At 65.4% G+C, this 24,379-nt stretch carries 27 protein-coding genes; 15 read left to right on the top strand and 12 right to left on the bottom strand.

Annotation, left to right across the window (positions count from 1 at the left end; genetic code table 11):
- The first annotated feature begins 26 nt into the window (after positions 1 to 26).
- The gene (locus J0X27_RS13185; RefSeq protein ID WP_207269637.1) at positions 27 to 260 is read left to right on the top strand and encodes a DUF7385 family protein; all 234 of its coding nucleotides are present in this window, start codon (positions 27 to 29) and stop codon (positions 258 to 260) included.
- A 55-nt stretch (positions 261 to 315) separates the two neighbouring features.
- On the opposite strand, the gene J0X27_RS13180 is transcribed toward J0X27_RS13185, so the two are convergent.
- Entirely contained in the window at positions 316 to 975 is a 660-nt protein-coding gene (locus J0X27_RS13180) for an HAD family hydrolase (protein ID WP_207269636.1), read from the bottom strand.
- A gap of 416 nt (positions 976 to 1,391) precedes the next feature.
- Here J0X27_RS13180 and J0X27_RS13175 point away from each other — a divergent pair, with 416 nt between their 5' ends.
- Together J0X27_RS13175 and J0X27_RS13170 are read left to right on the top strand one after the other, a co-directional pair.
- A complete protein-coding gene (locus J0X27_RS13175; protein ID WP_207269635.1) occupies positions 1,392 to 1,895 on the top strand; it encodes a hypothetical protein in 504 nt (167 codons plus the stop codon).
- Positions 1,896 to 2,012: 117 nt separating this feature from the next.
- The gene (locus J0X27_RS13170) at positions 2,013 to 2,942 is read left to right on the top strand and encodes a ferritin family protein (protein WP_207269634.1); all 930 of its coding nucleotides are present in this window, start codon (positions 2,013 to 2,015) and stop codon (positions 2,940 to 2,942) included.
- A 35-nt stretch (positions 2,943 to 2,977) separates the two neighbouring features.
- On the opposite strand, the gene J0X27_RS13165 is transcribed toward J0X27_RS13170, so the two are convergent.
- Positions 2,978 to 4,084 carry an aminotransferase class V-fold PLP-dependent enzyme gene (locus tag J0X27_RS13165; protein WP_207269633.1) on the bottom strand — a complete coding sequence of 369 codons (1,107 nt, stop codon included), beginning with the start codon at positions 4,082 to 4,084 and terminating at the stop codon, positions 2,978 to 2,980.
- A 267-nt stretch (positions 4,085 to 4,351) separates the two neighbouring features.
- Here J0X27_RS13165 and nirK point away from each other — a divergent pair, with 267 nt between their 5' ends.
- Together nirK and J0X27_RS13155 are read left to right on the top strand one after the other, a co-directional pair.
- Complete coding sequence (gene nirK / locus J0X27_RS13160; RefSeq protein ID WP_207272086.1) at positions 4,352 to 5,407, top strand: copper-containing nitrite reductase; 1,056 nt, start codon at positions 4,352 to 4,354, stop codon at positions 5,405 to 5,407.
- 141 nt (positions 5,408 to 5,548) lie between these two features.
- Complete coding sequence (locus tag J0X27_RS13155; protein ID WP_207269632.1) at positions 5,549 to 6,340, top strand: hypothetical protein; 792 nt, start codon at positions 5,549 to 5,551, stop codon at positions 6,338 to 6,340.
- Between the two features lie 42 nt (positions 6,341 to 6,382).
- On the opposite strand, the gene J0X27_RS13150 is transcribed toward J0X27_RS13155, so the two are convergent.
- Positions 6,383 to 6,622: a hypothetical protein gene (locus J0X27_RS13150; RefSeq protein ID WP_207269631.1), complete on the bottom strand. Its 240-nt coding sequence runs from the start codon at positions 6,620 to 6,622 to the stop codon at positions 6,383 to 6,385.
- 154 nt (positions 6,623 to 6,776) lie between these two features.
- On the opposite strand from J0X27_RS13150, the gene J0X27_RS13145 reads away from it, so the two are divergent.
- The 4 genes from J0X27_RS13145 (at position 6,777) to J0X27_RS13130 (ending at position 10,147) form a co-directional block, all read left to right on the top strand.
- A complete protein-coding gene (locus J0X27_RS13145; protein ID WP_207269630.1) occupies positions 6,777 to 6,926 on the top strand; it encodes a DUF7557 family protein in 150 nt (49 codons plus the stop codon).
- Positions 6,927 to 7,134: 208 nt separating this feature from the next.
- Complete coding sequence (locus J0X27_RS13140; RefSeq protein ID WP_207269629.1) at positions 7,135 to 7,551, top strand: universal stress protein; 417 nt, start codon at positions 7,135 to 7,137, stop codon at positions 7,549 to 7,551.
- Between the two features lie 210 nt (positions 7,552 to 7,761).
- Positions 7,762 to 8,595, top strand: coding sequence for a hypothetical protein (locus J0X27_RS13135; protein WP_207269628.1), 834 nt, complete (start codon positions 7,762 to 7,764; stop codon positions 8,593 to 8,595).
- Positions 8,596 to 8,884: 289 nt separating this feature from the next.
- Complete coding sequence (locus J0X27_RS13130) at positions 8,885 to 10,147, top strand: digeranylgeranylglycerophospholipid reductase (protein ID WP_207269627.1); 1,263 nt, start codon at positions 8,885 to 8,887, stop codon at positions 10,145 to 10,147.
- A gap of 15 nt (positions 10,148 to 10,162) precedes the next feature.
- Here J0X27_RS13130 and J0X27_RS13125 read toward each other — a convergent pair whose 3' ends face one another.
- Positions 10,163 to 11,803, bottom strand: coding sequence for a potassium channel family protein (locus tag J0X27_RS13125; protein ID WP_207269626.1), 1,641 nt, complete (start codon positions 11,801 to 11,803; stop codon positions 10,163 to 10,165).
- A 233-nt stretch (positions 11,804 to 12,036) separates the two neighbouring features.
- On the opposite strand from J0X27_RS13125, the gene J0X27_RS13120 reads away from it, so the two are divergent.
- A complete protein-coding gene (locus tag J0X27_RS13120; RefSeq protein WP_207269625.1) occupies positions 12,037 to 12,834 on the top strand; it encodes a ZIP family metal transporter in 798 nt (265 codons plus the stop codon).
- A 162-nt stretch (positions 12,835 to 12,996) separates the two neighbouring features.
- Positions 12,997 to 13,440 carry a universal stress protein gene (locus J0X27_RS13115; protein ID WP_207269624.1) on the top strand — a complete coding sequence of 148 codons (444 nt, stop codon included), beginning with the start codon at positions 12,997 to 12,999 and terminating at the stop codon, positions 13,438 to 13,440.
- Between the two features lie 35 nt (positions 13,441 to 13,475).
- Here the strand turns inward: J0X27_RS13115 and J0X27_RS13110 are convergent, their stop codons facing one another.
- The 8 genes from J0X27_RS13110 to J0X27_RS13075 form a co-directional block, all read right to left on the bottom strand.
- Positions 13,476 to 13,880 (bottom strand): hypothetical protein, encoded by a 405-nt coding sequence (locus J0X27_RS13110; RefSeq protein ID WP_207269623.1) that lies wholly within the window; start codon positions 13,878 to 13,880, stop codon positions 13,476 to 13,478.
- Positions 13,881 to 13,955: 75 nt separating this feature from the next.
- On the bottom strand, positions 13,956 to 14,423 hold the full coding sequence (locus J0X27_RS13105; RefSeq protein ID WP_207269622.1) for a phosphopantetheine adenylyltransferase: 468 nt from the start codon (positions 14,421 to 14,423) through the stop codon (positions 13,956 to 13,958).
- Positions 14,424 to 14,522: 99 nt separating this feature from the next.
- Positions 14,523 to 15,122: a cysteine hydrolase family protein gene (locus tag J0X27_RS13100; RefSeq protein ID WP_207269621.1), complete on the bottom strand. Its 600-nt coding sequence runs from the start codon at positions 15,120 to 15,122 to the stop codon at positions 14,523 to 14,525.
- Complete coding sequence (locus J0X27_RS13095) at positions 15,119 to 15,916, bottom strand: YqcI/YcgG family protein (protein WP_207269620.1); 798 nt, start codon at positions 15,914 to 15,916, stop codon at positions 15,119 to 15,121. The genes J0X27_RS13100 and J0X27_RS13095 overlap by 4 nt, the downstream gene beginning before the upstream one ends.
- Positions 15,917 to 16,006: 90 nt before the next feature.
- Positions 16,007 to 17,491 (bottom strand): DNA primase DnaG, encoded by a 1,485-nt coding sequence (dnaG, locus tag J0X27_RS13090; protein ID WP_207269619.1) that lies wholly within the window; start codon positions 17,489 to 17,491, stop codon positions 16,007 to 16,009.
- Between the two features lie 145 nt (positions 17,492 to 17,636).
- The gene (locus J0X27_RS13085) at positions 17,637 to 18,422 is read right to left on the bottom strand and encodes an ABC transporter permease subunit (protein WP_207269618.1); all 786 of its coding nucleotides are present in this window, start codon (positions 18,420 to 18,422) and stop codon (positions 17,637 to 17,639) included.
- Positions 18,415 to 19,329: an ABC transporter ATP-binding protein gene (locus J0X27_RS13080; protein ID WP_207269617.1), complete on the bottom strand. Its 915-nt coding sequence runs from the start codon at positions 19,327 to 19,329 to the stop codon at positions 18,415 to 18,417. Before J0X27_RS13080 ends, J0X27_RS13085 begins: the two co-directional genes overlap by 8 nt.
- Before the next feature lie 123 nt (positions 19,330 to 19,452).
- Positions 19,453 to 20,697 carry an MFS transporter gene (locus J0X27_RS13075; protein ID WP_224214573.1) on the bottom strand — a complete coding sequence of 415 codons (1,245 nt, stop codon included), beginning with the start codon at positions 20,695 to 20,697 and terminating at the stop codon, positions 19,453 to 19,455.
- Between the two features lie 229 nt (positions 20,698 to 20,926).
- Here J0X27_RS13075 and J0X27_RS13070 point away from each other — a divergent pair, with 229 nt between their 5' ends.
- The 4 genes from J0X27_RS13070 (at position 20,927) to udk (ending at position 24,367) form a co-directional block, all read left to right on the top strand.
- Positions 20,927 to 21,883: a succinylglutamate desuccinylase/aspartoacylase family protein gene (locus tag J0X27_RS13070; RefSeq protein ID WP_207269616.1), complete on the top strand. Its 957-nt coding sequence runs from the start codon at positions 20,927 to 20,929 to the stop codon at positions 21,881 to 21,883.
- Positions 21,883 to 23,040 (top strand): threonine synthase, encoded by a 1,158-nt coding sequence (locus J0X27_RS13065; RefSeq protein WP_207269615.1) that lies wholly within the window; start codon positions 21,883 to 21,885, stop codon positions 23,038 to 23,040. The genes J0X27_RS13070 and J0X27_RS13065 overlap by 1 nt, the downstream gene beginning before the upstream one ends.
- Positions 23,041 to 23,065: 25 nt before the next feature.
- Complete coding sequence (locus J0X27_RS13060) at positions 23,066 to 23,602, top strand: NUDIX domain-containing protein (RefSeq protein WP_207269614.1); 537 nt, start codon at positions 23,066 to 23,068, stop codon at positions 23,600 to 23,602.
- A gap of 87 nt (positions 23,603 to 23,689) precedes the next feature.
- A complete protein-coding gene (gene udk, locus J0X27_RS13055; protein ID WP_207269613.1) occupies positions 23,690 to 24,367 on the top strand; it encodes a uridine kinase in 678 nt (225 codons plus the stop codon).
- Positions 24,368 to 24,379: the final 12 nt, after the last annotated feature.

Below are 24,379 nucleotides of genomic sequence, written 5' to 3'. Positions count from 1 at the left end.
ATGCGTGCTCGATCAGAAGGGTGCGTATGGACGACATCGACCTCGAGGAACTCGTGGCATCGTTGACGCTCCGTGAGGAAAATCAGGCGATTAAGAGCTACCAGAACACGGTGGCAGTGTCCTGTCCGGCCTGTGACGCGCGGTTCGACGACCTCATCGTGTGCAAGGAGAACCCGACGAGTCTCAACCTCTCGAGACAACTGGATCTGTGCGTGGGATCGGCGGACGGTCAGGCGGTCATCTTCACGCACAAGAAGTAACGGTCCAGTGCTGTCGAGCCCGTCTTTTCGAGTCCGTGCCGAGCGAGCAACCCGTTCACTCCAGTATCGCAGACAGGCCGTACAGACTGGAGAGTTCGTGGTCCGGCGTGACGGACAGGGACACGTCGTCGTTGTGGTCTCGTCGCAAAAACGCGGCGTCGATCCCCGCGTTCCGTGCAGCGATCACGTCGTGTTCGGAGTCTCCGACGTAGAGAGCGGCCTCGGTACCGATGTCGTGTAGCGTTTTCTCGAGGTAGTAGGGGTTCGGTTTCTTGCGTCGAAGGCTCTCGACGGTCATGGGCCGTCCCTGAACGACGTCGAACGAGGGAGTATCCAGACGATCGTACGCGAACGTGAGCGTCGGGTGCTGATTGGTACTGACGACACCCGTCGGCCGCTCGAGTTCGTCCAGAGCGCTCACGTCGGGATACAGTCCTTTTTCCCCTGCCGCGATCGCATCGCGTTGGACCTGCGAACACGCTCGATCGCGGGAGAGCCAGAACGAGTCGGTGTCGAGCCCGTACGTTTCACAGATGGTGGTCAAGCGAGAGACCGTGACACCGTAGACGAGGTCGGCGACGTGCTCCGGATCGGGCGCTGTCACCCCGTGTTCACCGAACGCGTCGCGTATGGCAGCCTCGAAAACGGACCGATCGCTCGACGTTCGCTCGAGCAGTACGCCGTCGTTGTCGAAGAGTATGGCCTCGTATTCCATGCGTGTGTCTGTCGGTAGTACTGTCTCCGACGGTCTCCCGGTGTCCTCAATCCACCGATGTGGCCATACGCATCAATCGGAGAGGATGAGTCGTACAGCCCCGTATGTACGACCCTCTGTGGGAGTCCGTCCCCTGGAAGTCTCCCGAGAGACCAAGTCTCCGCGACCGAGACTCGCGATCGGCTGGCCACCCCATCACGGTCGCCTCACGTTACTCGGAGAAACGCAACACGGCGAGGAAATCGACTCGCTCGAGATCGAACACCGCTGTACCGATAGCTGATCGAATACGCCGTCTCTGAACGCCCTTTACCGGCTGACGGCCGATTCCGAATACGGAAAGCAGCTGCTGACTGCGTGGGTCTCGAGCGGCAACCGGACCAAAGTGACTTCGGCTGGCAGTCCCAAGGACGCCTATGAGCGAGGACGCCGCGGAGACACTCGCGGTCGAGGAATTCGTCGAGTACTGTCGCACCCAGGCCGGCCTGCTCTCGGGACACGTCGAGACGATGGGCGAGGAGGCCGACGAACTCCTCGACGAGATCGACCAGGAGATGGCCGACATCCGATCGCGCCTCGAGACGTTGCCCGAGGAAGTCCCGGCGACCGAAACGCCGTCGACCGCGGACGTCCCGGACGCCGCGGAGGTCGACGTGGCGGCGATCGAGGAACTCCAGGAAGAACTCGAGGAGAAGCAACTCCTCGTGGAAGCCAAACAGGCACGGATGCAGGCCTTTCAGGACCTGGCCTCGGAATACACGGAGCTCGCCGCGGAGCTGGTTTCGGAGGTAGAGGACGACCAGGAAGCGCTGACCCGCATCGTCGAGTTCGAGGCCGACGCCGACGCACCGGCGTACTTCGACGAGCGACAGACGATGGTCGAGATCGCGGCCGAGTCGGCCGACTCCGGACCGGAATAGCCGGAGAGCGGACCGGACGCCGACGGACGTGATCGGCGGATCGGTCGTCGCTCGAATTCACCCCGATAGTGACTCTCTCCCAAATATTCATTGTCGATCGTGTTGTGCGGGCAACATATGGCGATCGACTACAGCGAGCGCGAGAAGTCCTACGAACTCTACCGAAAGGGCAAGCGAGAGGGAACGTGGGACCCCGACGAGTACGACTTCGAAACGGACCGCGAGGACTGGCACCAGTTCTCCGAGGCCGAGCAACAGCGGTTCCTCGCGACGTGTGCTGGGTTCTACGACGGCGAAGAGGACGTCACGCGGACGCTCGCGCCGTACATGATGGCCTTAGACGCCCTGCCGAACGAGGAGATGCCGTTCGACACCGTTCAAGAGGAGATCTACCTCGCCCAGCAGGTGTACGAAGAAGCCAAGCACACCGACCTCTTCAGCCGCTATTTCGAGGAAGTCTTCGGCACTCAGGAGACGTCCCCCTACCGCGAGGGCGGCTATCAGGAGCAGGGGTACAGCACGGACGACCTCTACGACACCGCGGACGACCTCCTCGCGGCGATCGACGGCGGCGACCGGACCGAACTCGTCTCCACCCTCGGCGAGGCCTACCTGAACTACATGGGGATCGTCGAGGCGCAACTCGCCCGCGGGGGCTACCTCAGCTTCGATCAGATGATCGAACTGAAAGCCGAGGAGATGGGGCGAGACATCGTCCTCGAGTCGTTCCAGGAAGCCATCGGCAAGGTCCGGCAGGACGAGACCCGCCACATCGAGAACGGGCGCTGGATCCTGGCCAAACTGGCCGAGGCCGAACCGGCCATCGTCACGGACGTCTACGAGCCCCGCATCGAGGAGTACGTCGAGAACCGACTGCTCGCGGATCCCGTCTACGACGAGCAGCCCTTCGACGGCTACGACCAGCGGAAAATCGGCAAGCAGCTCACTCAGTACCTGCAAGACACCGTCGACTACATCGGGGCCGATCGGTTCGAGCGCTACGGCGACGTTCGCGCCGCCCTCGAGGAACGCCAGGCTGCGGACTGAGACGGCTGCACCGTCGATCTCGCGCTCGGGGGCGGCTACAGCGCCTCGAGCAGCGCGTCCACGTCTTCGCTGCTGTTGAACGCGTGGATCGACGCGCGGATGGCGTCCGGAAACGGCAACGACCGAACGACGATTCCCCGGTCGGCGAGCCGTTCGACGGTCGCCGCCGGCTCGTCGTCGGCGATCGTCACCAGCCCGGACTCGTATCCCCGTGGACTCAGCAGTCGCTCGTCCGGAACGCCGTCCTTGAGCCGATCGGTGAGCGTCTCGATGCGTCGTTGAATCGTCTCGATCCCGACCGCCTCGAGGACCCCGATCGCTTCCGACAGTCCGGCGTGGGGTGCCGGACTCGTGGTCCCGACCTCGAACCGCCGCGCCCCGGCGGCGTACTGATAATCACTGGCGTTTGCGTCCGCGACGCTTCGGTAGCCGATCGCGGCCGGGACGAGGTCGGCTTCGAGCCCGTCGCGAACGTAGAGAAATCCGGCACCGAACGGGGCGAGCAGCCACTTGTGGCCCGCCCCGGCGACGAAGTCGGCACCCCACTCGCCGACGTCGACGGGTACCTGGCCGGGGGACTGGACGGCGTCGACGAGTACCTGCGCCCCCGCGTCGTGAGCGACATCGACGATATCGGCGATCGGTAACCGAGTACCGTGGGTCCAGGTGAGCGAACTCACACAGAACAGCCTCGCGTCGTCGGCCGCCGCTTTCACCGCCTCGAGATCGACCCGCCCCGACTCCGTCTCGAGGACCCGAACGTCGACTCCGAACTCCCGCTCGAGGCGCTGCCAGGGTAAAGTCCCCGCGGAGTGTTCGAGATCCGTTCGGACGACGACGTCGCCGTCTGCCCAGTCGAACGCGCCCGCGACTCGGTTGATCCCGTCGGTCGTGCTCTGAGTGAGCGCGATCTCGCTCGGTGCAGCCCCGAGCAGGTCGGCCACGGCAGCCCGCGCATCGTCGTACGCGTCGAACGCGGCGGGATACACCCCTTCCGCCGCGGGGGCCTCGTACTCGTGGTACTCGAGCGCCGATTCGGCCGCGTCGACGACGCGGCGCGGACTTGGACCGCCGGCCCCCCAGTTGCAGTAGACGGTCGACTCGAGGGCAGGCATCGTCTCGCGAAGCTCGCTCGGTTCCATACGATGACTGTGCGTCGGATTCGTGTTCGTTCTGACGGTCGCTCTCGAATGGCTGACCGACAGTGAGCGGTCGATCACTGGACGACGAGGGGCCGGTATCCGTTCTGGACACACGATCGACCGAAAGGGCATTTAAATGACCACGATATGCGGGGATTCGCCGAATGAATTATTGTTCTGCGGGAATCGTCGCGATCGTTGATCATACGTCCACCGCTATACCCAGGTAGGACGATGACCCAACCGCAACTCAGCCGACGACGGGTGATGCAGGCGATCGGGGCGACCGGCGCGCTGGCGGTTGCCGGCTGCCTCGATGGCAACGAAGCGGGGAACGAGGCCGAAACCAACCAGTCGGCCGATGGGGAGGGACTGCCGGAAGCGAAGGCGGTCGACGTCGACCGGATCGCACGGGATCCGACGGACATCCCCCCGCCGGTCGACTGGAACGAGCCCCGCGAGCACGACGTGACCGTCGAAACGGTCCGCCAGACGGCCGAGATCGAGCCCGGCGTCACGTTCGAGTACATGACCTTCGAGGGGCAGGTGCCGGGGCCGATGATCCGCGTCCGGCGCGGTGACCGCGTGAACCTCACGTTCGACGTCCCGGAGGACCTGAACATGGCGGCTCACAATATGGACTTCCACGCGGTCTATGGCCCCGGCGGCGGAGCCGAGGCGACCACGATCGCACCCGGCGACGACCCGGCCCGGATCAGCTTCACCGCCGACTACGCCGGCGTGTTCATCTACCACTGTGCGATCCCGAACATGGATCAACACATCAGCTCGGGGATGTTCGGCTCGATCCTCGTCGAGCCCGAAGACGGCCTCCCCGAGGTCGACCACGAGTACTACCTCGGCCAACACGAGATCTACACCGACGGCGACGTCGGCGAAGCCGGCCACCACAGCTTCGACTTCGACGCCATGCTCGAGGAGTCGCCGACCTACGTCGTCTTCAACGGCCAGGCCTACGGCTTCACCGAGAACGGGGTCGGGCCCATGACGGCCGAAACCGGCGACACCGCACGCGTGTACTTCGCCAACGGCGGGCCCAACCTGCTGAGCTCGCTCCACCCCATCGGCAACGTCTGGAGCCGCTACTACCGCGACGGCGACCTCCTGAGCGAACCCGACCAGAACATCGAGACCGCGCCCGTCGCCCCCGGGACGACCACGGCTGGCGAGATGGAGTTCCCCGTCCCCGGTCCCGTCAAAATCGTCGACCACGCGCTGACGCGGGCCACTCGCCGTGGTGCCCTCGGCGTCATCGACGTCGACGGCGAGCCCACTCGAGACGTCTACGACGAGGATCCGTAAGCGATCGCCCCGCACACCGTCGGCTCTTTTCCAGTATTCGATTGCTCGCGTGGGGGCCAGCGGGCGGCGAACGCCGATGACTTCCCGACCGCCGGAAACGGGGCTATATACTTATATCGGTTCGGCCGCCAGTTTCACCCGATGGTGTTCGCCCCGGTTCCGTCGATCACGTTCGATGCCAGCGATCCGGCCACGACGGTCGCGATCGGACGGCTGTTCGCGTATCTCGCGATGGGCGTCGCAGCAGTGGTGTTGCTCTACTACGCTCGAATCTACGTCCGCGAGGTCCTCGCGGTCGATGCGGCCACCGAACAGTGGTATCTCCTGATCGGGATCGGCGCGGCGATCGTCTACGCCACCGCCGGCGTCGCCTCACTGCTGCTCGAGCCCGACTGGATCGGCCGGTTCGTCGACGGCGCGATCCTCTTTTTCATCCTCTTTCTCGCGCTGGCGATCCGCGCGATGTACCACGACCAGCCGACCGGGGGCGACCGCTCTCGGTTGCTACCCGCGTGGGCGGACTACGTCGTCATCGTCGGCTTCGTCGCCGCCTGGTGGGGGACGTTCCTCGTCGAGACCTCCTCGACTCGGCTGGTCGTCGCGATCGGCTGGGTCGTCACCTCCGCGTGGGCGGTCCTCTATGGTGTTCGAGCCGTCCGCGTCCACGAGGGAACGACGTTCGCCGCGTTGACCCGACACCTGCTGCCGGCGATCGTCTGTGTCACCGCGGTCATCTTCGTCGACCTGCTGACGAGCTACGCGGCCGGATACGGCGCGCTCGCCGACGCCGCCTGGCTCGTCGGGACGACGCTCGTCGCCGCCTTCCTGTTCAACACCGCCGTCGCGATCCGCCAGCAAGGCGGGGAACTCGAGCGACTCTACGACTGGACGACCTGGCGCGAACAGTCGTTCGACGACGGTTCCATCGAATGAGTCACTCCCCGTGCGGTCCGACGGACGAGGCGTGGGGGCGTCTCAGAGTTCACCGCGTAACACGACGTCGGCGTCGACTCGCTCGAGCATGTCTTCGGTGACGACGTAGTCTTCTTCGTCCTCGCCACCCCAGCCGATCGACGCGAGCACCTGTTCGGCCAGACTCGGGTTCGGATCGACGGCGGCCCGCCCGTTCTCGACGGTCGCGACGATCCCGAGTTCCTTTCCCTCGGCGTCGACGACCGTTTTGCCGACGTCGTCGTCGGTCAGTTGCGCTGTCATCGTTGAACACTACCGCGACGAACCGGATAACCGAACGGCCGTCCCGTGCCAGTGTGGGTCCGGCCCGTCGACGCCGGCTGCATACGCGCCCCAGGGCTATTTAGCGCTGCACCCCGACGGTACGGTCGACGCGTTTCGACCCACGACACCACCCATGACACAGACACTCGAGATCAGCGACGATCTGAAGGACCGACTCGACAGCCACTGCGAAGACGGGCAGTCGCCGGCGGAACTCATCGAGGAACTGGTCTCGATGTACGAAACCGAAGGGGCGTTCCTGCAGGAAGGCTACTCCGAGTGAGACGGACTCCTGTCAGTGGGTGCCGTCCCGGCCCCGGCCCGCTGTGGGGATGCGACGGGACCTGGTGACAGCAGACCGTGTGAAGAGACGGAACTCGAGCGTCCTGGAATTGCAGCCGTCGCCGCCGACAGTTGCCGGGTCGTGACTACCAGGCCGCAACACGTGATAGTGGCTGACACTCAAGTAATTGCTCCCCGTACGGGTCAGTATGCACCTGCTGGTCGCACTCGACGACTCGGAACCGGGGTGGGCGGCACTCGAGTTCGCCTGTCGGGAACATCCCGACGACGAGGTGACGGTGATCCACGCCGTCGATCCGACCAACAGCAGCTACGGTGAGGCGGCACACTTGGGGCCGGAGGTGTTGCTCGAGCGCCAGCAGGAGGCGTCACAGGAACTCCTCACGACGGCCGACGACCGCGCGGCCGACGAGGGGTGTGCGATCGAGACGGAGACGGTCGTCGGACAGCCATCCGACGCCGTCGTCGACTACGCCGTGGAAAACGAGGTCGATCGAATCATCGTCGGAAGTCACGGTCGGACCGGGTTCTCGAGGGTGTTGCTGGGCAGCGTCGCGGAGCGGATCGCCCGACAGGCACCCGTGCCGGTGACGATCGTCCGCTAGCGGTCGGCCGGACACGTCCGATCGACGGCCTCGCGGTCACCGTTTACCGCCCGTTATCTCACCTCGAAACGGTCAAACGTCAAATATTTACTGAGAATGGACGTAGCCGGACGCGACATGCCGCCATCCCTCCACCGAAGACAGGTCCTCGGGGCCGCCACTGCCGCGATTTCAGCGACGATCGCCGGATGCGCGGGTCACGGGCCGCACATGGAGATGCGAGAGACGTCCGACTCGGATCTCCTCTCGAGCGCGGTCAGTACGATCCCCGCCGACACCACGTCCGACAGGCTCCGTCCGATCGTCGAGACGATCGAAAACGGCACCAACAAACGGAACAGTCCCTCCCCGGAGCCACACCCGAGGCCCGCGACGCCGGTCGCCGGCTCGTCGGTCGACCGGCCACTCGAGTACGACGGGGCGTACTATACGCTCTCGGTGACGGACACGGTCGAACTGACGTTGACCAAAGCCGAGTTCCGGGTCGAAGCGTCGGAACCGCGGTCCGACGACGCGACGAACGCGGTCGAGTACGAGACGCTTTCGGAGACCGACAGCGCAGCACTTCGCGGTGCTCTCCCGCCGGAAACCGGAGAGCGGGAGTACGAATCCGCTCACGCATACTACGATACACAGGCGATGGACGCGTCAGTTCTCGTCCCGGAGACCGAATACGATGCGATCGTCCGGGACGGGCAGCGCTATCCGGTCGAGTTGGCGAGTACCGAGGAAATACAGGGGTACACCTATCGCTACGAGGCCGAGCGTGTCGCGTCGACGGACGACGACTTCCTGACCTGGCTCCGATCGGAATACCGGTTCGATCTAAGCGGGCTTTCGGACGACGAGCGGGCAATCGTCACCGAAGCGATCGAGGAGAGCAGGTACGTCGGTGATGAGGGAGACGACGGATTTCGGTCGCTGTCCGAACGGTTTCTCTCGCAACCCGCCCTCGAGCGAGACGAGGAGACCGGGGACTGGTTCGTCCGGTACGACGGCAGCGAGTACAGAGCGGAGCTCAGGCCTCCACAAGCGTATCAGTGACCCTCACAGATCCGGCGCGTGCGAACTGGGTCGGACGGATAACTCGTCGTTCGACCCATTCGAGCGACGGATTATATAGTAGCCACTGCAAGTCACTGCACACCTGATCGAACGACAACGTTGGGATCAGTGTGTGAATCGTTTCAGTTGCGACTATATCGCGCGAGACCGACGCTGTGATCGCAGTATTCCGCTCTTCCAGTGTCAAGGCCGGTACTCAAGGGATTCCGCCACGTACCGGCGACCGTAACAGGACAAACTAATTAAGGTCCACGACAGTCCCGATTACATGAACGACCGCTACGACGTAGTCATCGCCGGTGCCGGTCCTGCCGGCGCACAGTGTGCCCGCGACCTCGTCGCCAGGGGATACGACGTCGTCGTCCTCGAGACCGAGGCCGAGGCCGGGTTCCCGCGGCAGAGTAACAAGTCCACCGCGGGGACGTTCCCCTCCATGATGGCCGCCTTCGGGATCCCCGACGACGTGGTGATGCAGTTCACCGACAGCGTCGTCCTCGAGTCCCCGATGGAACACTACGTCCGCGAACAGAGCGGTGCAGTACTGGAGTTCGCCGATTTCAAGCGGTTCCTGGTGAACGACGGCCGCGACGACGGTGCCGAGTACCGCTTCGACGCCCGCGTCACCGCGCCGATCATGGAGGGGGGCGAAATCGTCGGCGTCACCTACAACGGCGACGAGGAGGTGTACGGCGACATCGTCATCGACGCAACTGGGCCGAGCGCACCCCTCGCGAAGAAACTCGGCGTCGTCGATCTCAAACGCGAGAACCACGCCATCGGGATCGAGTACGAGTTCGAGGGGATCGATATCGATCGGCCCGGCTTCGCGGACCTGCGCGATGCGATGATGCTACGGTTAGACCACGAGATCGCGCCCGGCGGCTACTCCTGGATCTTCCACACCGGCGAGGACACCGCCAAGGTCGGCCTCTGTTACATCCAGAACGGCAGCCATGACCAGTACAGTCGCGACGATTTCACCATCGACGACTACCTCTCCCACTGGCTCGAGACGGATCCGCGGTTCCAGGACGCCGAGCGGATCGAGGGCAAACAACATCGGGGCTCGGCACACATTCAGGCACCCGGCGCACTCCACACTGATCGGTTCATGGCGATCGGCGACACCGTCCCGAGCCTCGATCCGCTCTGGGGCGAGGGGATCAACAAGTGCATGCAGTCCGGTCGCGCGGCCGCCGCCACCGCCGACAGCTGTCTCAAATACGATAGCGTCGAGCCGACTGCCGAGAACCTCGAGGTGTACGAGACCCTCTGGCACCGCGACGTCGCTCCCAACGCGAAGAGTCGGCTGCTGATGACCCAGCTCCTCTACCTGGCACCGAACGACCGCTACGACAGGCTCATGCAGGACCTCCAGCGGCTCGACGACGACACGCTGGCCAAGGCGAACAAGGGCGATCCCCTCGCCATCACGCGCCTGCTCGAACTCGAGGACGCGCCGTTGCTCGCCCGGTTCGCGAAACAGCAGCTGGATCTCGATCTCGGCTCCCTGCTATCGATCGGTCGATAGGAACGCACAACTGTTCTACGCGAGGAAGCGCTCTTCGAACGCCCGGACGCTCTCGTCCGTCCCGGCGAGAACGACCTCGTCGCTCTCCTCGAAAACGAAGGACCTCGGATCGAACTCGGTGATCGTCTCGCCGTCTCTCACTGCGGCGAGGACGGTACAGCCCGTCCGCGAGCGGACGTCGGCGTCGACGACCGTCCGGCCCGCCAGCCGACCCGCCGGGAGTTTGACGACGTCGACCTGGCGGTCGATCGCCAGGACCTCCTCGTCCTCGAAGACGGTCGAGGCGAGCATCCGCCCGCTGACCGTCGCCAGCGACTGGACGTAGTCGGCACCCGCCCGATACAGCTTCTGGACGTTTTCCGTATCGTTCGCTCGGACGACGATATCGACCGACGGGTTCAGATCCCGCGCGACCAGCGTCGCGAAGATAGCGGTCGTGTCGTCGTCGAGGGTGACGATCACCGCGGACGCGTCGTCGATACCGGCTTCACGGATCGCCGCTGGATCGCGGGCGTCACCCACGATGTCGACGCCGTCCCTGTCGGCGCTGTCGAGGACGGTTACTCGCGTATTCGTATCGGCGAGCGCATCGCCCGCTGCCACGCCCGCCTCGCCGTAGCCGGCGATTATCACGTCTTGGGCCGAAAACGGATGGACCGTCGACATCGCTTCCGCCCGCAGGGTGTCGATCCGCGCTGGCTCGCCCGCGACGAGCAGCCGCATCCCCGTGTCGAATTCGCGGCCGGGCGGGATCGGACTCTCGAATTCGCCGTCGATCCAGGCACCGATCCCGTCGACGCGGAACCGTTCGCGGGGCTGGATTTCGTCCGCGGTCCGCCCACAGAGATCGCTTCCCTCAGCGATCGAGAGCTCGACCAGCTCGAGATCGTTCCCGATCTCGATCCCCTCGTCGACCGCGGTCGTCACTGCCGTCGGTACCCGGTGGGCGAGGCTCTCGCCGAGCAACTGGCGTGGCGACAGTACCTCGTCAGCGCCCGCGATTTCGTGGTACTCCGCGAGGCGCTGGTCCTCGACCAGCGTCACGATCCGTACGTCGGGGTTGGCCTCGCGCGCGGAGAGGACGATACTGGCGTTCGTATCGTCGGCCGAATCGGCCACCACCGCCCGCGCCCGTTCGATCCCGGCGTTCTCGAGCACCGTCGTCGATTCCGGATCGCCGTGGACGACCCGGTGGTCGGCCTCGTGTAACCCCGTCGCCGTCTCCTCGTCGGATTCGACGACGACGTACTCCTCGCCGCGGGACTCGAGTTCCTCGATGAACGCCTCGCCGCGGGACGTGTACTCGCAGATGACGATGTGGTCCTCGAGGTCGGTAACCGCCGACGGCGGCGTGACCGCCAGCGTGTTTCGGAGCCACGGCACCGCGAAGATGTCGACCGCGGTGAGGATCAGGCCGATTCCCATGAGTTGCAGCCCGATCGTCAACAGGTACATTTGCGGCGTCGCCCACCCTGCGTCCTCGCCGTAGCCGGTCGTCGTAAAGGACTGAAAGACGATTCCAAGCGATCGAACGAGCGGTTGCGGATCGTTTTCCCACGTTGCCATTCCGTAATTGTACAGCAACGTGGAGCCGACGGTCGCCACGGCCACCAAAACGAGATAGTGGCGGGTGCGGCGGGATCGCCACAGGGACATACACGATCTATTCGGCGGACGGCTGTTGACGGTATCGGTCGTTCGACGACGAACGGCCGCTGACAGTCTCCCCTGTCCGACGACCGGCTGAGCCGTTGACCGGTCCTGACAGGACTGGCAGTGACCTGTCGGGCGCTAGTAGGCACCGCCATATCGAGGGTCTGACGCCGGTGATACGGCCAGCGTGTCCGCCTTCGCCGACGATTTATACGCCGGGTGCAATATTCCGGCAGATGGCGCTCCTCGAGAACCTCCTGTTGGTGTTCGTTGCCGGCCTGATCACGGCGCTGGCGACTGGGATCGGCGCGCTCCCGTTTTTCTTCTTCGAGGGGATCAGCGACCGACGAAACGTAATTCTCTGGGGGTTGTCCTCGGGCATCATGCTCTCGGCGTCGACGTTCGGCCTCGTCGAGGAAGGACTGGCCGAGGGGACGCCCCTCGAGATCGCGATCGGCATGGCGGCCGGCGTCGCGCTCGTCGTCGTCGCCCACGACGTACTGATGGACACCGATATCGACCCTCAGCAGTACGAGACGGCGGATTTCAAGAAGCTCGTCCTCATCCTCGGTATCCTGACCGTCCACAGTTTTCCGGAAGGGGTCGCGATCGGCGTCTCCTTTGCCGATCTCGGGCTCGAGGGCGGGACCCAGTTCCTCGGCTTTACCGTTCCGGTGCTGGCGATCTTCATGACGATCGCGATCTCGATCCACAATATTCCGGAGGGAACTGCGATCTCGATTCCCCTGCGCTCGATGGACGTCGCGAACTGGAAGCTCGTCTGGTGGGCGGTCTTCTCGAGTCTGCCACAGCCGATCGGGGCCGTCCTCGCGTTCGGGTTCGTCCGCTACGCCCGCGAGTTCCTCCCCTATGGCTTTGGCTTCGCCGCGGGTGCGATGATCTACCTCGTGCTCACGGAGTTCGTCCCCGAAGCGCTGGATATCGGCGAGCGGTTGCCAAGCGGCGGCAAGCCGGAACTCGCGGGCGGTATCGTCGTCGGGATTCTCGTGATGGTGCCGCTGACGTTCGTCTGACCCGGTGACGGGGCTTCCAGCAGTCGAGAGTTATCGTAGCCACTGAAAGAGTTACACACTGATCGCAACGCCGTCATGCGGTCAGGTGTGCAGTGGCTTTCAGTTGCTATTAACCTGCCAATTCGGCAGGAATTTTACGGTCCTCGCCGTACGACCGGTACGATGTTCGACACGATCTTGCTCCCGACGGACGGCAGCGAACACGCACGAGCGGCCGCCGAAACCGGTATCGACCTCGCGGCGGCCCACGACGCGGCCGTCCACGTCGCCTGTGTCGCCGATACCGGCCCGCTGGGAGACCTCCGTCTTCCGGGCGATGCCGCAAGCGCCGAAGACGCGATCCGCGGCCAAGCTCAAGAGTACGTCGACGCGATCGTCGAACGAGCCGACGCAGCCGGACTCGCGGTCACCGGGACGGTACTCGATGGACCACCGGAGGAGGCACTCCTCGAGTACGCTCGCGAGATCGACGCCGATCTGATCGTCATGGGAACACGCGGTCGTGGCGGCGTCCACCGGATGGCACTCGGGAGTGTCACCGATCACGTGATCCGATTCGGCGATATTCCGGTCTTCGTCGCGAACTCGGAGTCACAGTCGGAGTGAGCATCGCGGTCGCGGACGGCACCGACCGCCGTCGATCACCGCGCGATCTCGTTGATCGCCGCCGTCCGGTGGCCGATCGACCAGCCGATCAGTGCGAGCCCGGCGTAGACCCCACTCGCGGGCAGGACGTACGGCCCGACGATCGACTCGAGCGGGACGCCGACCGCGTCGAGTGCGAGCGCGAGCAGCAACGAGATGAGGAAGAGCGCGATCCCGATGTCCGCGAATCGCATGGTTGGCAACTCCTGGGGATCCGCCTGCAGTCGCCCGATCGAATAAAAGACGAGCGCGTAGCTCACCCAGCCGGCGACGAGCGCCAGCCCGCCCGAAAACGGCTCGTTGGGAACGTATCGGGGCACCAGTGAGACGTGGACGGCCACCGTTACGAGTAGCGCGCTCCCGAGCAACACGACCAACAGCGGTCGTTGATCTCCGCTCATTGGCTACGCAGACTGTCTCCCGTGCTATTATTGTTGTGTCATCGACTCGTTCAGGGCCGTACGGCTCGGACAGGGCTATTCGAGCACCCGTCCGTGCGCGTCGATCTCACCGTTCACGATTCGTGTCGAGGAGATCCGTTCGCCGTCGGCGGCGTAGACGTATGGAGCGACGATCCCCGAGAGCGGCTCGAAACCGCGGTCCCTGCGGCGATCGTTGATCGCCTCGAGTTCGGGGGCCGTCTCGAGGGAGACCACCAGCGCGTCGATCGACGGCTCGTCGGTCGCGATCCCGTACTCGCTCTCGAGGACGCGGAGTTCGACGTCGCGGCCCCACTCGTCGAGGTCGCGGATAGCGTCCGTCACGCCCCGCGTTCGCTCCGCGAGGGACGGAACGGAGCGGGGTTCGTGGCGCGTCTCGACCGCCAGTTCGTCGCTGGTCAGGGCGACGACGATGCCGTCCTCGCCGAATCGGAGCGCGTGCTCGAAGAGGGTTCGGTGGCCGTCGTGGAGCGGCCCGAACGTGCCGGCGACTGCGACTCGCATACGAGGTGTCGAGCAGGAACGGGGTTATAAGTATGGGGCGGAACACCCCGCCAGTCGAATCGACCGTCAGTCGCCGATCGCCGTCCCGAGCCGCCGGAATCAGGAGTCGCGCTCGAGCAGGTCGGCGGTCCTCGTCACCGTCGCGAACTCGCCCTCGAGGTGGGCCAGCGCGGTCCGGTGAACCGTCGTCGCGTCGAAGCGCTCGCCGTCGAAGCGCCGATCGAAGGTCGCGGTCGCGTCGCTGACGACGATCGGCTCGAACCCGAGGTTCTCGGCCATCCGCGTACTCGTCGAAACGCAGTGGTCAGTCGTGAGACCGACGATGACGACCGTCTCGACGCCGGTCTCACGCAGCCAGTCCTCGAGGCCGGTCCCGATGAACGCGCTGTTGACGTCCTTGACCAGCGTCGGCTCGTCTTCGGCCGGTGCCGTCTCGGGCGCGAACGCAAAGCCCGGCCCGTCGGCCCGGAGCGGCGACTCCGGGTCCGTCGAGTCGTGGCGAACGTGGACTACCGGCCGCGCTCGCTCGCGCCAGTGCTCGAGCAGTCGCGCCGCCTGGGTTTCGGCGTCCGGGTTGTTCCGCTCGCCCCACGAGGGGTCGTCGAACCCCTGCTGGAAGTCGATCAGGACGAGCGCGGCGTCCGCGAGTCGTCGTTCGTCTCGGCTCCTGTTGGCAGTCGGCTGCTCGCCGTTCGTCATGGGAGTTTTGCCGCGGGTTTGGGATGCGTACGGGTCACCGTAATGGGGCACGTCGACGGGGCCTGTTCGTCGTCCGCCGAGAGCATGTACTGGGGCCACTCCCGGTCGCCGTCGACGCCCCAGTCGCCGAGGTCGGCGTGTGGACAGACTCCATCGTAGTCCTCGAGTCGATTCTGAATCACGTCCCGGGCGTGCTGGCCGGCTTCGGTCTCGGCCGTGACGCCGAGCGACTCGAACAGTGCCCGCGGCTGAAACGTGATCTCGAGGCCGACCGGACAGTATCGGCTCTTGCGCGTGTCGTAGAACGGTGCCCGGCAGGTGGGGAACATGGGCTCACCGCCGAGACAGAACTCCCAGTAAGGGTCGTCGGGATCGGTCGGGATCTCCGCGGGCCAGGGCTCGGGATCGTGGAGGTGGAGCGTCTGCAGGATGTGCCACAGCGCGTCGTGGTACTCCCGTTCGGACAGCGGCTCCGCGGGCGGCTTGAAAAACGTGACCAGCGAGGCCCGCTCCGAGTGGTCCTCGTAGACCGCGAGGTACTCGAGGATTCGATCCCGCAGCGTCAACAACGCGTCCGCATCGCTCATCGATGGGACTGCGGTGTAGAGCGGGTCGCCGTTCTCGACGGATTCAGCGCCGAAAAAACACGGAAACGGCGTCTCGTTTCGCTCGCCGAGTAGTCCGTCCTGAAAGGAGTGCCAGTGATCGGCCACCCACTCCGGTGCCCGTCCGGTCCGAACGCGCTGATCGAGCGTTTCCTGGTCCAGCAGCGACTGGATCCCCGGTTCGTTCATCCTAGTATTTTCTTCGGGTTCGAGAAAATGTAGCTTCCGTTTCCGTCGATCGGCTCCCGACCGGAGACGCCTTGCTACCGTGACGCGGACTCAGCCCGTCTCCGGCGGTCGCTCCGCGATATCGTCGATCGCGTGGATGCTGACCGCGGTCGGCCGCTTGGTGAACTGCCCGAGCGAGCGCGCGACGATCCGATCGACGCCGCGATCGGCCGCCAGATCGAGCAGCCGCTGGCCGAGGATGTCGTCGAGTACGACCGTCGTCGGCACCGACTCGAGCGACTCGAGCGTGCTGTAGGCATCGCTCGCGTCGACGTCCGCGATCGGCTCGTTGTCCGCGTCGAGGAACCGGACGCGGTCGGTTTCGGCGCGGACGATCGCGGCTGCGTGATCGTAGACGGTTTCGGAACTCCGATCCGACTCCGCCTGCGACCCCGGCGTCTCACCGTGTCGTTGGGCCGGTTCGGCGTCGGTTCCGTCGCCGGGCTCTGCCGGTGGCTGCGTCCGGACCGACGCCGGGTTCGCGTCCGCCCGTTCGGTCTTCGCTTTCGCCGTCGGTCCGTCGGCAGCCTCGGCCGCCGTGGAATCGCTACTCGAGTCGGGTGCCGTCTCCCCGCCCGAATCGGCCGTCGTCTCCGTCTCGATGGAGTCGGCGTCGGGCCGGTCGGGTTCCTCGTCGATGGTCGCGGGCGACGCGGCCCTGGGTTCGGACGGCGGCGGTGCCGGCGTCGTACTCCCGTCAGTCGCGGCGACCGCCTCCCGCGGTTCGTTCAGTTCCGAGACGGTCTCGTAGGGGACCTTGTTCCGCAACGCGGCGAACAGTTCGTGGTGGTCGAGATCCTCGACGGAGCTATCGGCGGGTGCGAAGGCGACGTAATCGATGTCGCCGACCTGCACGAGTTCCTCGAGGATGAGGTCGCCGCCGCGGTCGCCGTCGAGAAAGGCCGTAACGGTCCGGTGGCGGGTCAGTTCGGCCACCGCGTCGGGGACGTTCGTCCCCTCGACGGCGATGGCGTTTTTGACGCCATACTTGAGCAGGGTGAGCACGTCGGAACGGCCTTCGACGACGATGATGGCGTCGCTGTCGGTGACCCGCGGGCCCGCGGGAAGCCCCTCGTACTCGGTGATGTCCTCGACGCGAACCTGCTGGCGGACCTCCGCGAGGATCTCTTCGGAGGACATGATCGTATCGTCGAAGCCCGTCCGGAGCAGTTCCTTGGCGCGATCGACGACTTCCTTTCGCTTTGCCGCACGGACGTCCTCGATCTCTCGGATCTCGAGGTCGGCCCGGCAGGGGCCGACGCGGGTGATCGTCTCGAGGGAGGCTGCGAGCGTGGCGGTTTCGACCTTGTCGAGGCTGGTCGCGATCGTCGCGCTACCGTGGGATGTGCCCTGTGTGCTTGCGATTTCGACATCGATACGGCCGACTTTGCCGGACTGTCGGAGGTCGCGGAGATCGAGGTCGTCGCCGAGGAGGCCTTCGGTCTGGCCGAAGATCGCACCGACGACGTCGCTTCGCTCGACGACCCCGTCAGCCGTGACGTCCGCGTGAATGAGGTATTTCGACGTGTCTTCCATTGGAGATCTGTCCCCGCGAGGGGTGCGGTGACGCGGGAATCGCGTACAGAGACCGATTTATATACGAGTTCGTTCGTGGGGGGCAAATAGTTGTTGACCGTCGAGCGGCGGCTGCACCGAGATCGCGAGGCGACCCGCCACTCGATCAGATGTCTCTGCGAGTGAACCAGAACTGACTGACACCGAGGAGGAGGAGCGTCATCAGTATCCCGATCGCCGCCCCGACGAGGTCGTAGGTCCCCTCGAGGAGGATCTCGTTGGGATCGAAGTACCGCATCGGTGCCAGCGCCCCGAGGACCTCGTAGGCGGTTCCCTCGAGCAGCGACTCGAGCAAGAACAGGCCGAACGTGGCTCCGATCGCGACCCGTTGTGCGATACTCGCCCGGTCGAAGACGACGGAACAGAGGATCCCGATGCCGGCACAGGCGAACAGGTACGGGATCGACAGGAGGTGGACTACGAACACGTCGGCGATCGAGAGGGGCTCGTCGATGAGCCGGCTGCCGACGAGCATCACGGGCGGAAGGACGACGTTTACCGTGACGATCGGAACGCCGAGCGCGGCGAACTTCTCCGCGAGGAGCCGCCGTCGGGAGACCGGCATCGCCAGCAGGGTATCCATCCGGCCCCGATCGACGTCGTCGGCGATCACGCCCGCCCCGCTGTAGGCGAAATAGAGGCCAAGTAGGATCACCCAGCCGAACACGTACAGCTCGAACGCGAGAAACCCCTCGAGGGAGGTCATCGTCTCGACGTCGAACAGTCGAATGAGCTGTTGGGGATACGCCGCCAGGAGTTCGTCCGCGGCGAACGACGCCCGAAACGAGGGGTAGACCCAGAGTATCATCGCGGCCAGGAGCGCCATCCCGACGGTCAGCGACGCACTCTCCGTGAGCCGCTTGCGACCGTCGTACCGGAGGAATTCAAGCATCGTCGGCCCCGTAAAACCGCAGAAACACGTCTTCGAGGGGTGCTTCTTCGATCGAACAGTCAAGCAGGTCGTGCGTCGAGAGCGCCTCGAGCAGGGCGTTGATATCGCCCGTAAACGTGAACGCACACTCGGTGAACGTCCCGGTCGAGTCGGGGTCGTCCGGACCGCTCGTCTCGAGGTCGTGGACCCCCTCGAGATCGAGCACCGCCGTCGGGATCGGGGTCGCACTGTGGAGACGAACCGCCTTCCCGCTGCGAGTCAGCAGCGTTTCGACGGGCTCGACCGTGACGAGACGCCCCTGGCGAACGATGCCGACGCGATCACAGAGCCGCCGCACCTCGCTCAGGACGTGTGAGGAGAAAAACACCGTGACGCCGCGTTCGTTTTCCGCGCGGAGAAACTCGGCGAACCGTTGTTTCATGAGCGGATCGAGCCCGCTAGTTGGCTCGTCGAGCACGACGAGGTCCGGATCGTGCATGAACGTCGTCACCAGCCCCAGCTTCTGGACGTTCCCGCTGGAGTACTCCCGGACCGGGCGATCGAGCGGAGGAGAGAACAACTCGAGGAGTTCGGCCCGCCGGTCGTCGCCTTTGACCGACGCGTGGAGGTCGAGCACCTCGGCACCGGTCGCCCGTTCGTCGAACCCAGGTTCGTCAGAGAGGTAGCCGATGCGTCGTTTCGCCTCGATCAGCCCGCTTCGATCCCGGACGTCGTGGCCGAGCACCCGCGCGGTCCCCGCCGTCGGCGAGATGAACCCGAGGAGCAACCGAATCGTCGTCGTCTTGCCCGCCCCGTTCGGGCCGAGATAACCGAAGATTTCGCCGGCCTCGACGTCGAACGCCAGTTCGTCCGCGGCGAGGACCTCCCCGTAGTCCTTCGTGAGCCCCTCGAGCTCGATGGCAGCCATGTGATAGCTACGTGACCGTTCGGTTTGGTTGTGTTGGTTATAGTACACTATATCGGCCTCAGAAGAAAGGGGCATCGGACAAGACGGACACGTGGTCTCCGACCCTCGATTCGGACACCCCGTCTACGCTCTCGTGACGAGTTCGACCGCCAGCAGCCCTCCAATGGTGGAGAACCCTGCGAGGACGACGAACATAACTGAAACCGAGGCGTAGGTGAGCACCGTCCCGACGACGGCCGCTCCGAGGGCACCGATCCCGAAGATGGCGAGGTAGGTGTAGCCAAACGAGAGCCCCCTGGATTCCGGGATCGAGTATTTCGCGATCGTCGCCTGCGTGAGCGGTTGCATCGCGAAGATCGTGAATCCGAGGACGAAGCTGGCGATCAACAGTCCCCAGAGACCCACCTGGGCTGCGGGCAGGAACAGCAACGCGACGACGGTGAGGGCGGTCAGCATGATGATCAGTCCGCGATCGGGTTCGATCGCGTCGGTGAGCCGGCCCCCGAGATACTGGCCGCCGATGCCGACGGTCAACAGTCCGGCGTAGAGGTACTGTGCGAGGTCGAACTCCTCGGCAACCGGGCTGTCGGGGTCGAAGAACCCGGGCCGGACGTCGCCGACAGCCGCCGTCAGGAAGTCACCGAGGAGATCGGGAAGGAACGTCAACACGCCGCGGTAGTAGAGCCCATTGAACGCGACGATTACGAAGACCAGCAGAAAGCCGAACGTGAACAGGCGTCGCGTCTCACCGACGAACTCGGCGGGCGACGTGGGGGTCCGACGCTGCCCACCGTCGTGCGACACTTCGACCGCCGCGGTCGGATCGAAATCGGCGGTCAGGCTGAGGGCGGCAGCGACCAGGGCTGGAACCGCGAGGACGACCGCCACGAGCCGCCAGTCGAATCTGAGCAACAGGACGGCGGTCACGAGCGGTCCGCCAGCGATGCCGACGTTCCCGGCCATTCCGTGGTAGGCGAACGCCCGTCCGCGTTCCTCGACGCCGTTGCTGATGAGCGTGAGCCCCGCCGGGTGATAGACGCTCGCCGTGGCTCCCCACAGCGCCAGTGCGCCCGTCACGCCGACGACGCCCGGTGCCAGACTCAGGGCCAGAAACGAGAGCCCCATCCCGGCGAGACAGGCGGTAATCAGCGTTCGAGAGCCAAACCGGTCGACCAACAGCCCGGCCGGGAGCGCGCCGACGCCGAACAGTCCGTAGCCGATCGCGACCGAGACGCCCAACACCGCCGCCGTCGTCGAAAACTCCAGCAGCCAGATCGTCATCAGGATCGGAATCGATAGCTCGTAGGTGTGAACCATCGCGTGCCCGACGGTAACGAACCCGACGATCGACCGATCGTTGTCGTCCACAACGTCTGCTATTCGGCGAGTTCGAGTTATATATTCTGTTATGTGAGACCTATCGACACGGATCGAGCGCGCCGGTTCGACAGACGATGCGATCGCCACGACCGGCCTAATCGCGCCGGTGCGGTCGCGACGCCGTCGTTCGATTCGCACTCCCATCGTCGCTTCCCAGGTAGCGGCGGACTCGACGGCAAAGGATAGTATAAAGGCGAGCGGGTGCTACGTCAGGGACATGACGACGCTCGGAACGGCGAGCGCGGGGCCCGGCGAGATCGACACGGGCCGTCTCGAGGTCGGCGAGACGCGGGACGGAAGTCCAGTCGGGCTTCCGGTCGCCGTGGTCAACGGGGCAGCCGCGGGGAAGACCCTCTACATGCAGGCAGCGAGCGACGGCGACGAACTCAACGGCGTCGGCGTCATCCAGCGGGTCGTCCCACGGCTCGATCCTGCCGAGATCTCGGGGACGATCCTCATCGTGGGGATCGTCAACTACCACGCGTTTCAGGTCGCCGAACACCGCAACCCGATCGACGACACGAAGATGAATCGCGCCTACCCCGGCAACGAGGGGGGCACCTCGAGCGAGCGGATCGCCGCCGCGACGTTCGACATCGCCACCCGTGCGGACCTGATCCTCGACCTCCATCAGGGATCGACCAGTCGGATGCTCGACGAGGTCCGCGTCCGGTGTGGGAACCGACATCGCCTTCACGAGCAGTGTCTCGAACTCGCGAAGGCGTTTGGCTGTGGCTACATCCTCGATCAGAAGGGGCCAGACGGACAGCTGGCCCGTGCAGCCCCCGACGATGGGATCCCGACCGTCGACCCCGAACTCGGCGGGGCCGTCGGCTGGGACGAGCGGAGTATTCGGAAAGGCGTCGACGGCGTGTTCAACGTGCTCCGGTACTACGACTTCCTCCAGGGGAGCCACTCCCTCGAGACCCAGACCCGTGCCACGGGGTTCGAACAGTATGGCGCTCCCGCGGGCGGGCTGGTGACCCTGCAAAAGGAGCTCGGCGATCCGGTCCGGCCCGGCGAGACGCTGTTCGAAGTCACCACCCCCTTCGGCGAACCGAAAGCCGAGGTGACCGCCGACGGCAACGGCATCCTCTGGCGAGCACGGCGGCTCCCGCAGGTCGCGACGGGTGAGTACGTCTGCTCGGTCGGAACCGACATCGGTGAGTACTGATGCCCGCCGATCTCGATTGCCCCGACTGTGGTGCCGTCTATGAGGCCGGTCCGGACGAACCGTGGCGCTGTGCCTGTGGTCGCGCCCTGGAGTTTACCGAACGCCCCCATCCACAGGGAGACCCGCTCCCGCTGCAGAGTCTCGACACCACCGAGGGACTGTGGACGTTCTTCGAGTTCCTCCCGATCGAACAACACGTCACGTTTTACGAGGGGTTTACGCCGATGGTCGACGCCCCCGCGTGGGACGCCCAGTTCAAACTCGAGTACGTCTTCCCGACGGGCTCGTTCAAGGACCGGGGCGCGACGACGACCCTCTCGCGGGCCGTCGAACTCGGCGTCGAGACGGTGATCGAAGACTCCTCCGGAAACGCGGGCGCGTCGATCGCGACCTACGCTGCTCGGGCGGGGCTCGACGCCGAGATATACATGCCAGCGGACGTCAACCAGTCCAAACTGATGGCGATCCAGCGGGCCGACGCCCGGCCGGTTCGCATCGAGGGGTCACGGGAGGACGTCACGGCGGCCTGTCTCGACGCCGTCGAGGGCGACTCGAGGACGGACGAGACGGCGGCCGGCGGGCGCGACGTCCCGTATCAGACGGGACCGGGCTGGTACGCCAGCCACGCCTGGAACCCCGCGTTCTACGCCGGGACGATGACGTTCGCGTTCGAGGTGGCCGCCCAGCAGGGCTGGACGACCCCCGACGCCCTCGTCCTCCCGATCGGCCACGGGACCCTCTTCCTCGGCGCATACCGGGGGTTCTCGCTGCTGAACGAGGCGGGTATCGTCGACGAAATGCCCAGATTGCTCGGCGCACAGGCGGCCGGCTACGCGCCCATCGTCGCCGCACTCGGCGGTGAGTCTACCGACGCGGACGACAAGCGAACGGAAATCGCCGACGGGATCCAGATCACCGAACCCGCCCGCGGTACCGAGATCCTCGAGGCGATCGAGGAAACCGGCGGCGACGCGATCGCGATCGGCTCGGATCCGATCGAGACCGCACTCGATCGACTCCACCGCAACGGGTTCTACGTCGAGCCGACCTGTGCGGTCGCGCCCGCGGCCCTCGAGCAGTATCGCGAGGCCGGCGTCATCGACGCCGACGACGACGTCGTCGTTCCGTTGACCGGCAGCGGACTGAAAACCCTTTGACGGTCGAGTTCACATACCCCGGTAGATGGTAAGCCGCCCGCCGACGTTTTGCCCCGACTGCGGACGCTCCCTCGAGTCGACGACGATCGAGGACCGCGACCGGATGCGCTGTCCCCGTTGCGAAGCGATCGTCTGGCACAACCCGGTCCCCTGTGCCGGCGTCGCAGTGGTCGACCGCTCGGGTCCAGCGCCCGCCGTGCTCTGTGTCGAACGCGGCGTCCCGCCGGGCGTCGGCGAGTGGACGATTCCCGGGGGCCACATGGAGACCGGCGAGGAGCCCCCCGAGGCGGCCGCGCGCGAACTCCGAGAGGAGACCGGCGTCACCGTCGACCCGGCCGACCTCGAGATCCTGGCCGCGTCGGCGATGCCGCCTCGAGCGGGCAAACACGTCGTGACAGTCCACTACGTGGCCGACTGCGCCGACGCCGACGGCGAACCGGTCGCGGGCAGCGACGCCACGGACGCCCGGTTCTGGACCCCGGCCGCGTTCGACGCCTCCGAGGAGACGTTTCGACCGGTCCACGAGGAGCGGTTCCGCGAGGCCGCCGCGGCGCTCGAGTAGGACCGTGGCCGGCGGTCGACCCCGTCCGACGAACCGGCACACGACGGGATCAGGGGATTCATTAGCGACCCGATCCAGATCCGGACGATGAGTGGACCGTCGTTCGCCATCGGGATCGCTGGCGGCACGGGAGCCGGGAAGACGACGGTCGCACGCACGGTCGCGGAGACCGTCGGCGAGGCCGTCACGCTGATCACACTCGACAACTATTATAAGGACCGCTCGCAGCTGACGTTCGAGGAGCGCGAGGAGATCAACTACGACCACCCCGACGCGTTCGAGTGGGACCTGCTCCGGGAGCAACTCGACGCACTGTTGACCGGCCAGTCGATCGAGATGCCCCAGTACGACTTCGAACTGCACAACCGGACGGACGAGCGCGTCACGGTCGAGCCGTCCGACATCATTATCCTCGAGGGGATCCTCGCCCTCCACGACGAGGCGATCCGCGAGATGCTCGACCTGCGAGTGTACGTGATGACCGACGCCGACGTCCGCATCTTGCGTCGAATCGAACGCGACGTCGTCGAGCGCGGGCGCGATCTCGAGGGCGTCATCGACCAGTACCTCGAGACGGTCAAACCGATGCACGAGCAGTTCGTGGCCCCGACGAAGAAGCAGGCGGACGTAATCATTCCCGAGGGTGCAAACCGGGTGGCGCTCGATCTCCTGATCGAGAAAATCCAGTCCGAGTTGTCGGACGACTCGCAACGGCCCGACGACGCCGACCGCGAACGTTCCGTTGCCGACCAGTCGATGGACTGACGACCGTCGGTT

Origin of the sequence: Natrinema longum, assembly GCF_017352095.1 — an archaeon.
GTDB classification, from domain to species: Archaea; Halobacteriota; Halobacteria; order Halobacteriales; family Natrialbaceae; genus Natrinema; species Natrinema longum.
The sequence above is the reverse complement of the archived record's forward strand: the minus strand, read 5'-3'. Positions and strand labels throughout refer to the sequence as shown.

Excerpts from the sequence above, each read along its gene's own strand:
- J0X27_RS13185 (WP_207269637.1), top strand. The coding sequence starts at position 27 with ATGGACGACATCGACCTCGAGGAACTCGTGGCATCGTTGACGCTCCGT.
- J0X27_RS13180 (WP_207269636.1), bottom strand. The coding sequence starts at position 975 with ATGGAATACGAGGCCATACTCTTCGACAACGACGGCGTACTGCTCGAG.
- J0X27_RS13175 (WP_207269635.1), top strand. The coding sequence starts at position 1,392 with ATGAGCGAGGACGCCGCGGAGACACTCGCGGTCGAGGAATTCGTCGAG.
- J0X27_RS13170 (WP_207269634.1), top strand. The coding sequence starts at position 2,013 with ATGGCGATCGACTACAGCGAGCGCGAGAAGTCCTACGAACTCTACCGA.
- J0X27_RS13165 (WP_207269633.1), bottom strand. The coding sequence starts at position 4,084 with ATGGAACCGAGCGAGCTTCGCGAGACGATGCCTGCCCTCGAGTCGACC.
- nirK (WP_207272086.1), top strand. The coding sequence starts at position 4,352 with ATGCAGGCGATCGGGGCGACCGGCGCGCTGGCGGTTGCCGGCTGCCTC.
- J0X27_RS13155 (WP_207269632.1), top strand. The coding sequence starts at position 5,549 with ATGGTGTTCGCCCCGGTTCCGTCGATCACGTTCGATGCCAGCGATCCG.
- J0X27_RS13150 (WP_207269631.1), bottom strand. The coding sequence starts at position 6,622 with ATGACAGCGCAACTGACCGACGACGACGTCGGCAAAACGGTCGTCGAC.
- J0X27_RS13145 (WP_207269630.1), top strand. The coding sequence starts at position 6,777 with ATGACACAGACACTCGAGATCAGCGACGATCTGAAGGACCGACTCGAC.
- J0X27_RS13140 (WP_207269629.1), top strand. The coding sequence starts at position 7,135 with ATGCACCTGCTGGTCGCACTCGACGACTCGGAACCGGGGTGGGCGGCA.
- J0X27_RS13135 (WP_207269628.1), top strand. The coding sequence starts at position 7,762 with ATGGAGATGCGAGAGACGTCCGACTCGGATCTCCTCTCGAGCGCGGTC.
- J0X27_RS13130 (WP_207269627.1), top strand. The coding sequence starts at position 8,885 with ATGAACGACCGCTACGACGTAGTCATCGCCGGTGCCGGTCCTGCCGGC.
- J0X27_RS13125 (WP_207269626.1), bottom strand. The coding sequence starts at position 11,803 with ATGTCCCTGTGGCGATCCCGCCGCACCCGCCACTATCTCGTTTTGGTG.
- J0X27_RS13120 (WP_207269625.1), top strand. The coding sequence starts at position 12,037 with ATGGCGCTCCTCGAGAACCTCCTGTTGGTGTTCGTTGCCGGCCTGATC.
- J0X27_RS13115 (WP_207269624.1), top strand. The coding sequence starts at position 12,997 with ATGTTCGACACGATCTTGCTCCCGACGGACGGCAGCGAACACGCACGA.
- J0X27_RS13110 (WP_207269623.1), bottom strand. The coding sequence starts at position 13,880 with ATGAGCGGAGATCAACGACCGCTGTTGGTCGTGTTGCTCGGGAGCGCG.
- J0X27_RS13105 (WP_207269622.1), bottom strand. The coding sequence starts at position 14,423 with ATGCGAGTCGCAGTCGCCGGCACGTTCGGGCCGCTCCACGACGGCCAC.
- J0X27_RS13100 (WP_207269621.1), bottom strand. The coding sequence starts at position 15,122 with ATGACGAACGGCGAGCAGCCGACTGCCAACAGGAGCCGAGACGAACGA.
- J0X27_RS13095 (WP_207269620.1), bottom strand. The coding sequence starts at position 15,916 with ATGAACGAACCGGGGATCCAGTCGCTGCTGGACCAGGAAACGCTCGAT.
- dnaG (WP_207269619.1), bottom strand. The coding sequence starts at position 17,491 with ATGGAAGACACGTCGAAATACCTCATTCACGCGGACGTCACGGCTGAC.
- J0X27_RS13085 (WP_207269618.1), bottom strand. The coding sequence starts at position 18,422 with ATGCTTGAATTCCTCCGGTACGACGGTCGCAAGCGGCTCACGGAGAGT.
- J0X27_RS13080 (WP_207269617.1), bottom strand. The coding sequence starts at position 19,329 with ATGGCTGCCATCGAGCTCGAGGGGCTCACGAAGGACTACGGGGAGGTC.
- J0X27_RS13070 (WP_207269616.1), top strand. The coding sequence starts at position 20,927 with ATGACGACGCTCGGAACGGCGAGCGCGGGGCCCGGCGAGATCGACACG.
- J0X27_RS13065 (WP_207269615.1), top strand. The coding sequence starts at position 21,883 with ATGCCCGCCGATCTCGATTGCCCCGACTGTGGTGCCGTCTATGAGGCC.
- J0X27_RS13060 (WP_207269614.1), top strand. The coding sequence starts at position 23,066 with ATGGTAAGCCGCCCGCCGACGTTTTGCCCCGACTGCGGACGCTCCCTC.
- udk (WP_207269613.1), top strand. The coding sequence starts at position 23,690 with ATGAGTGGACCGTCGTTCGCCATCGGGATCGCTGGCGGCACGGGAGCC.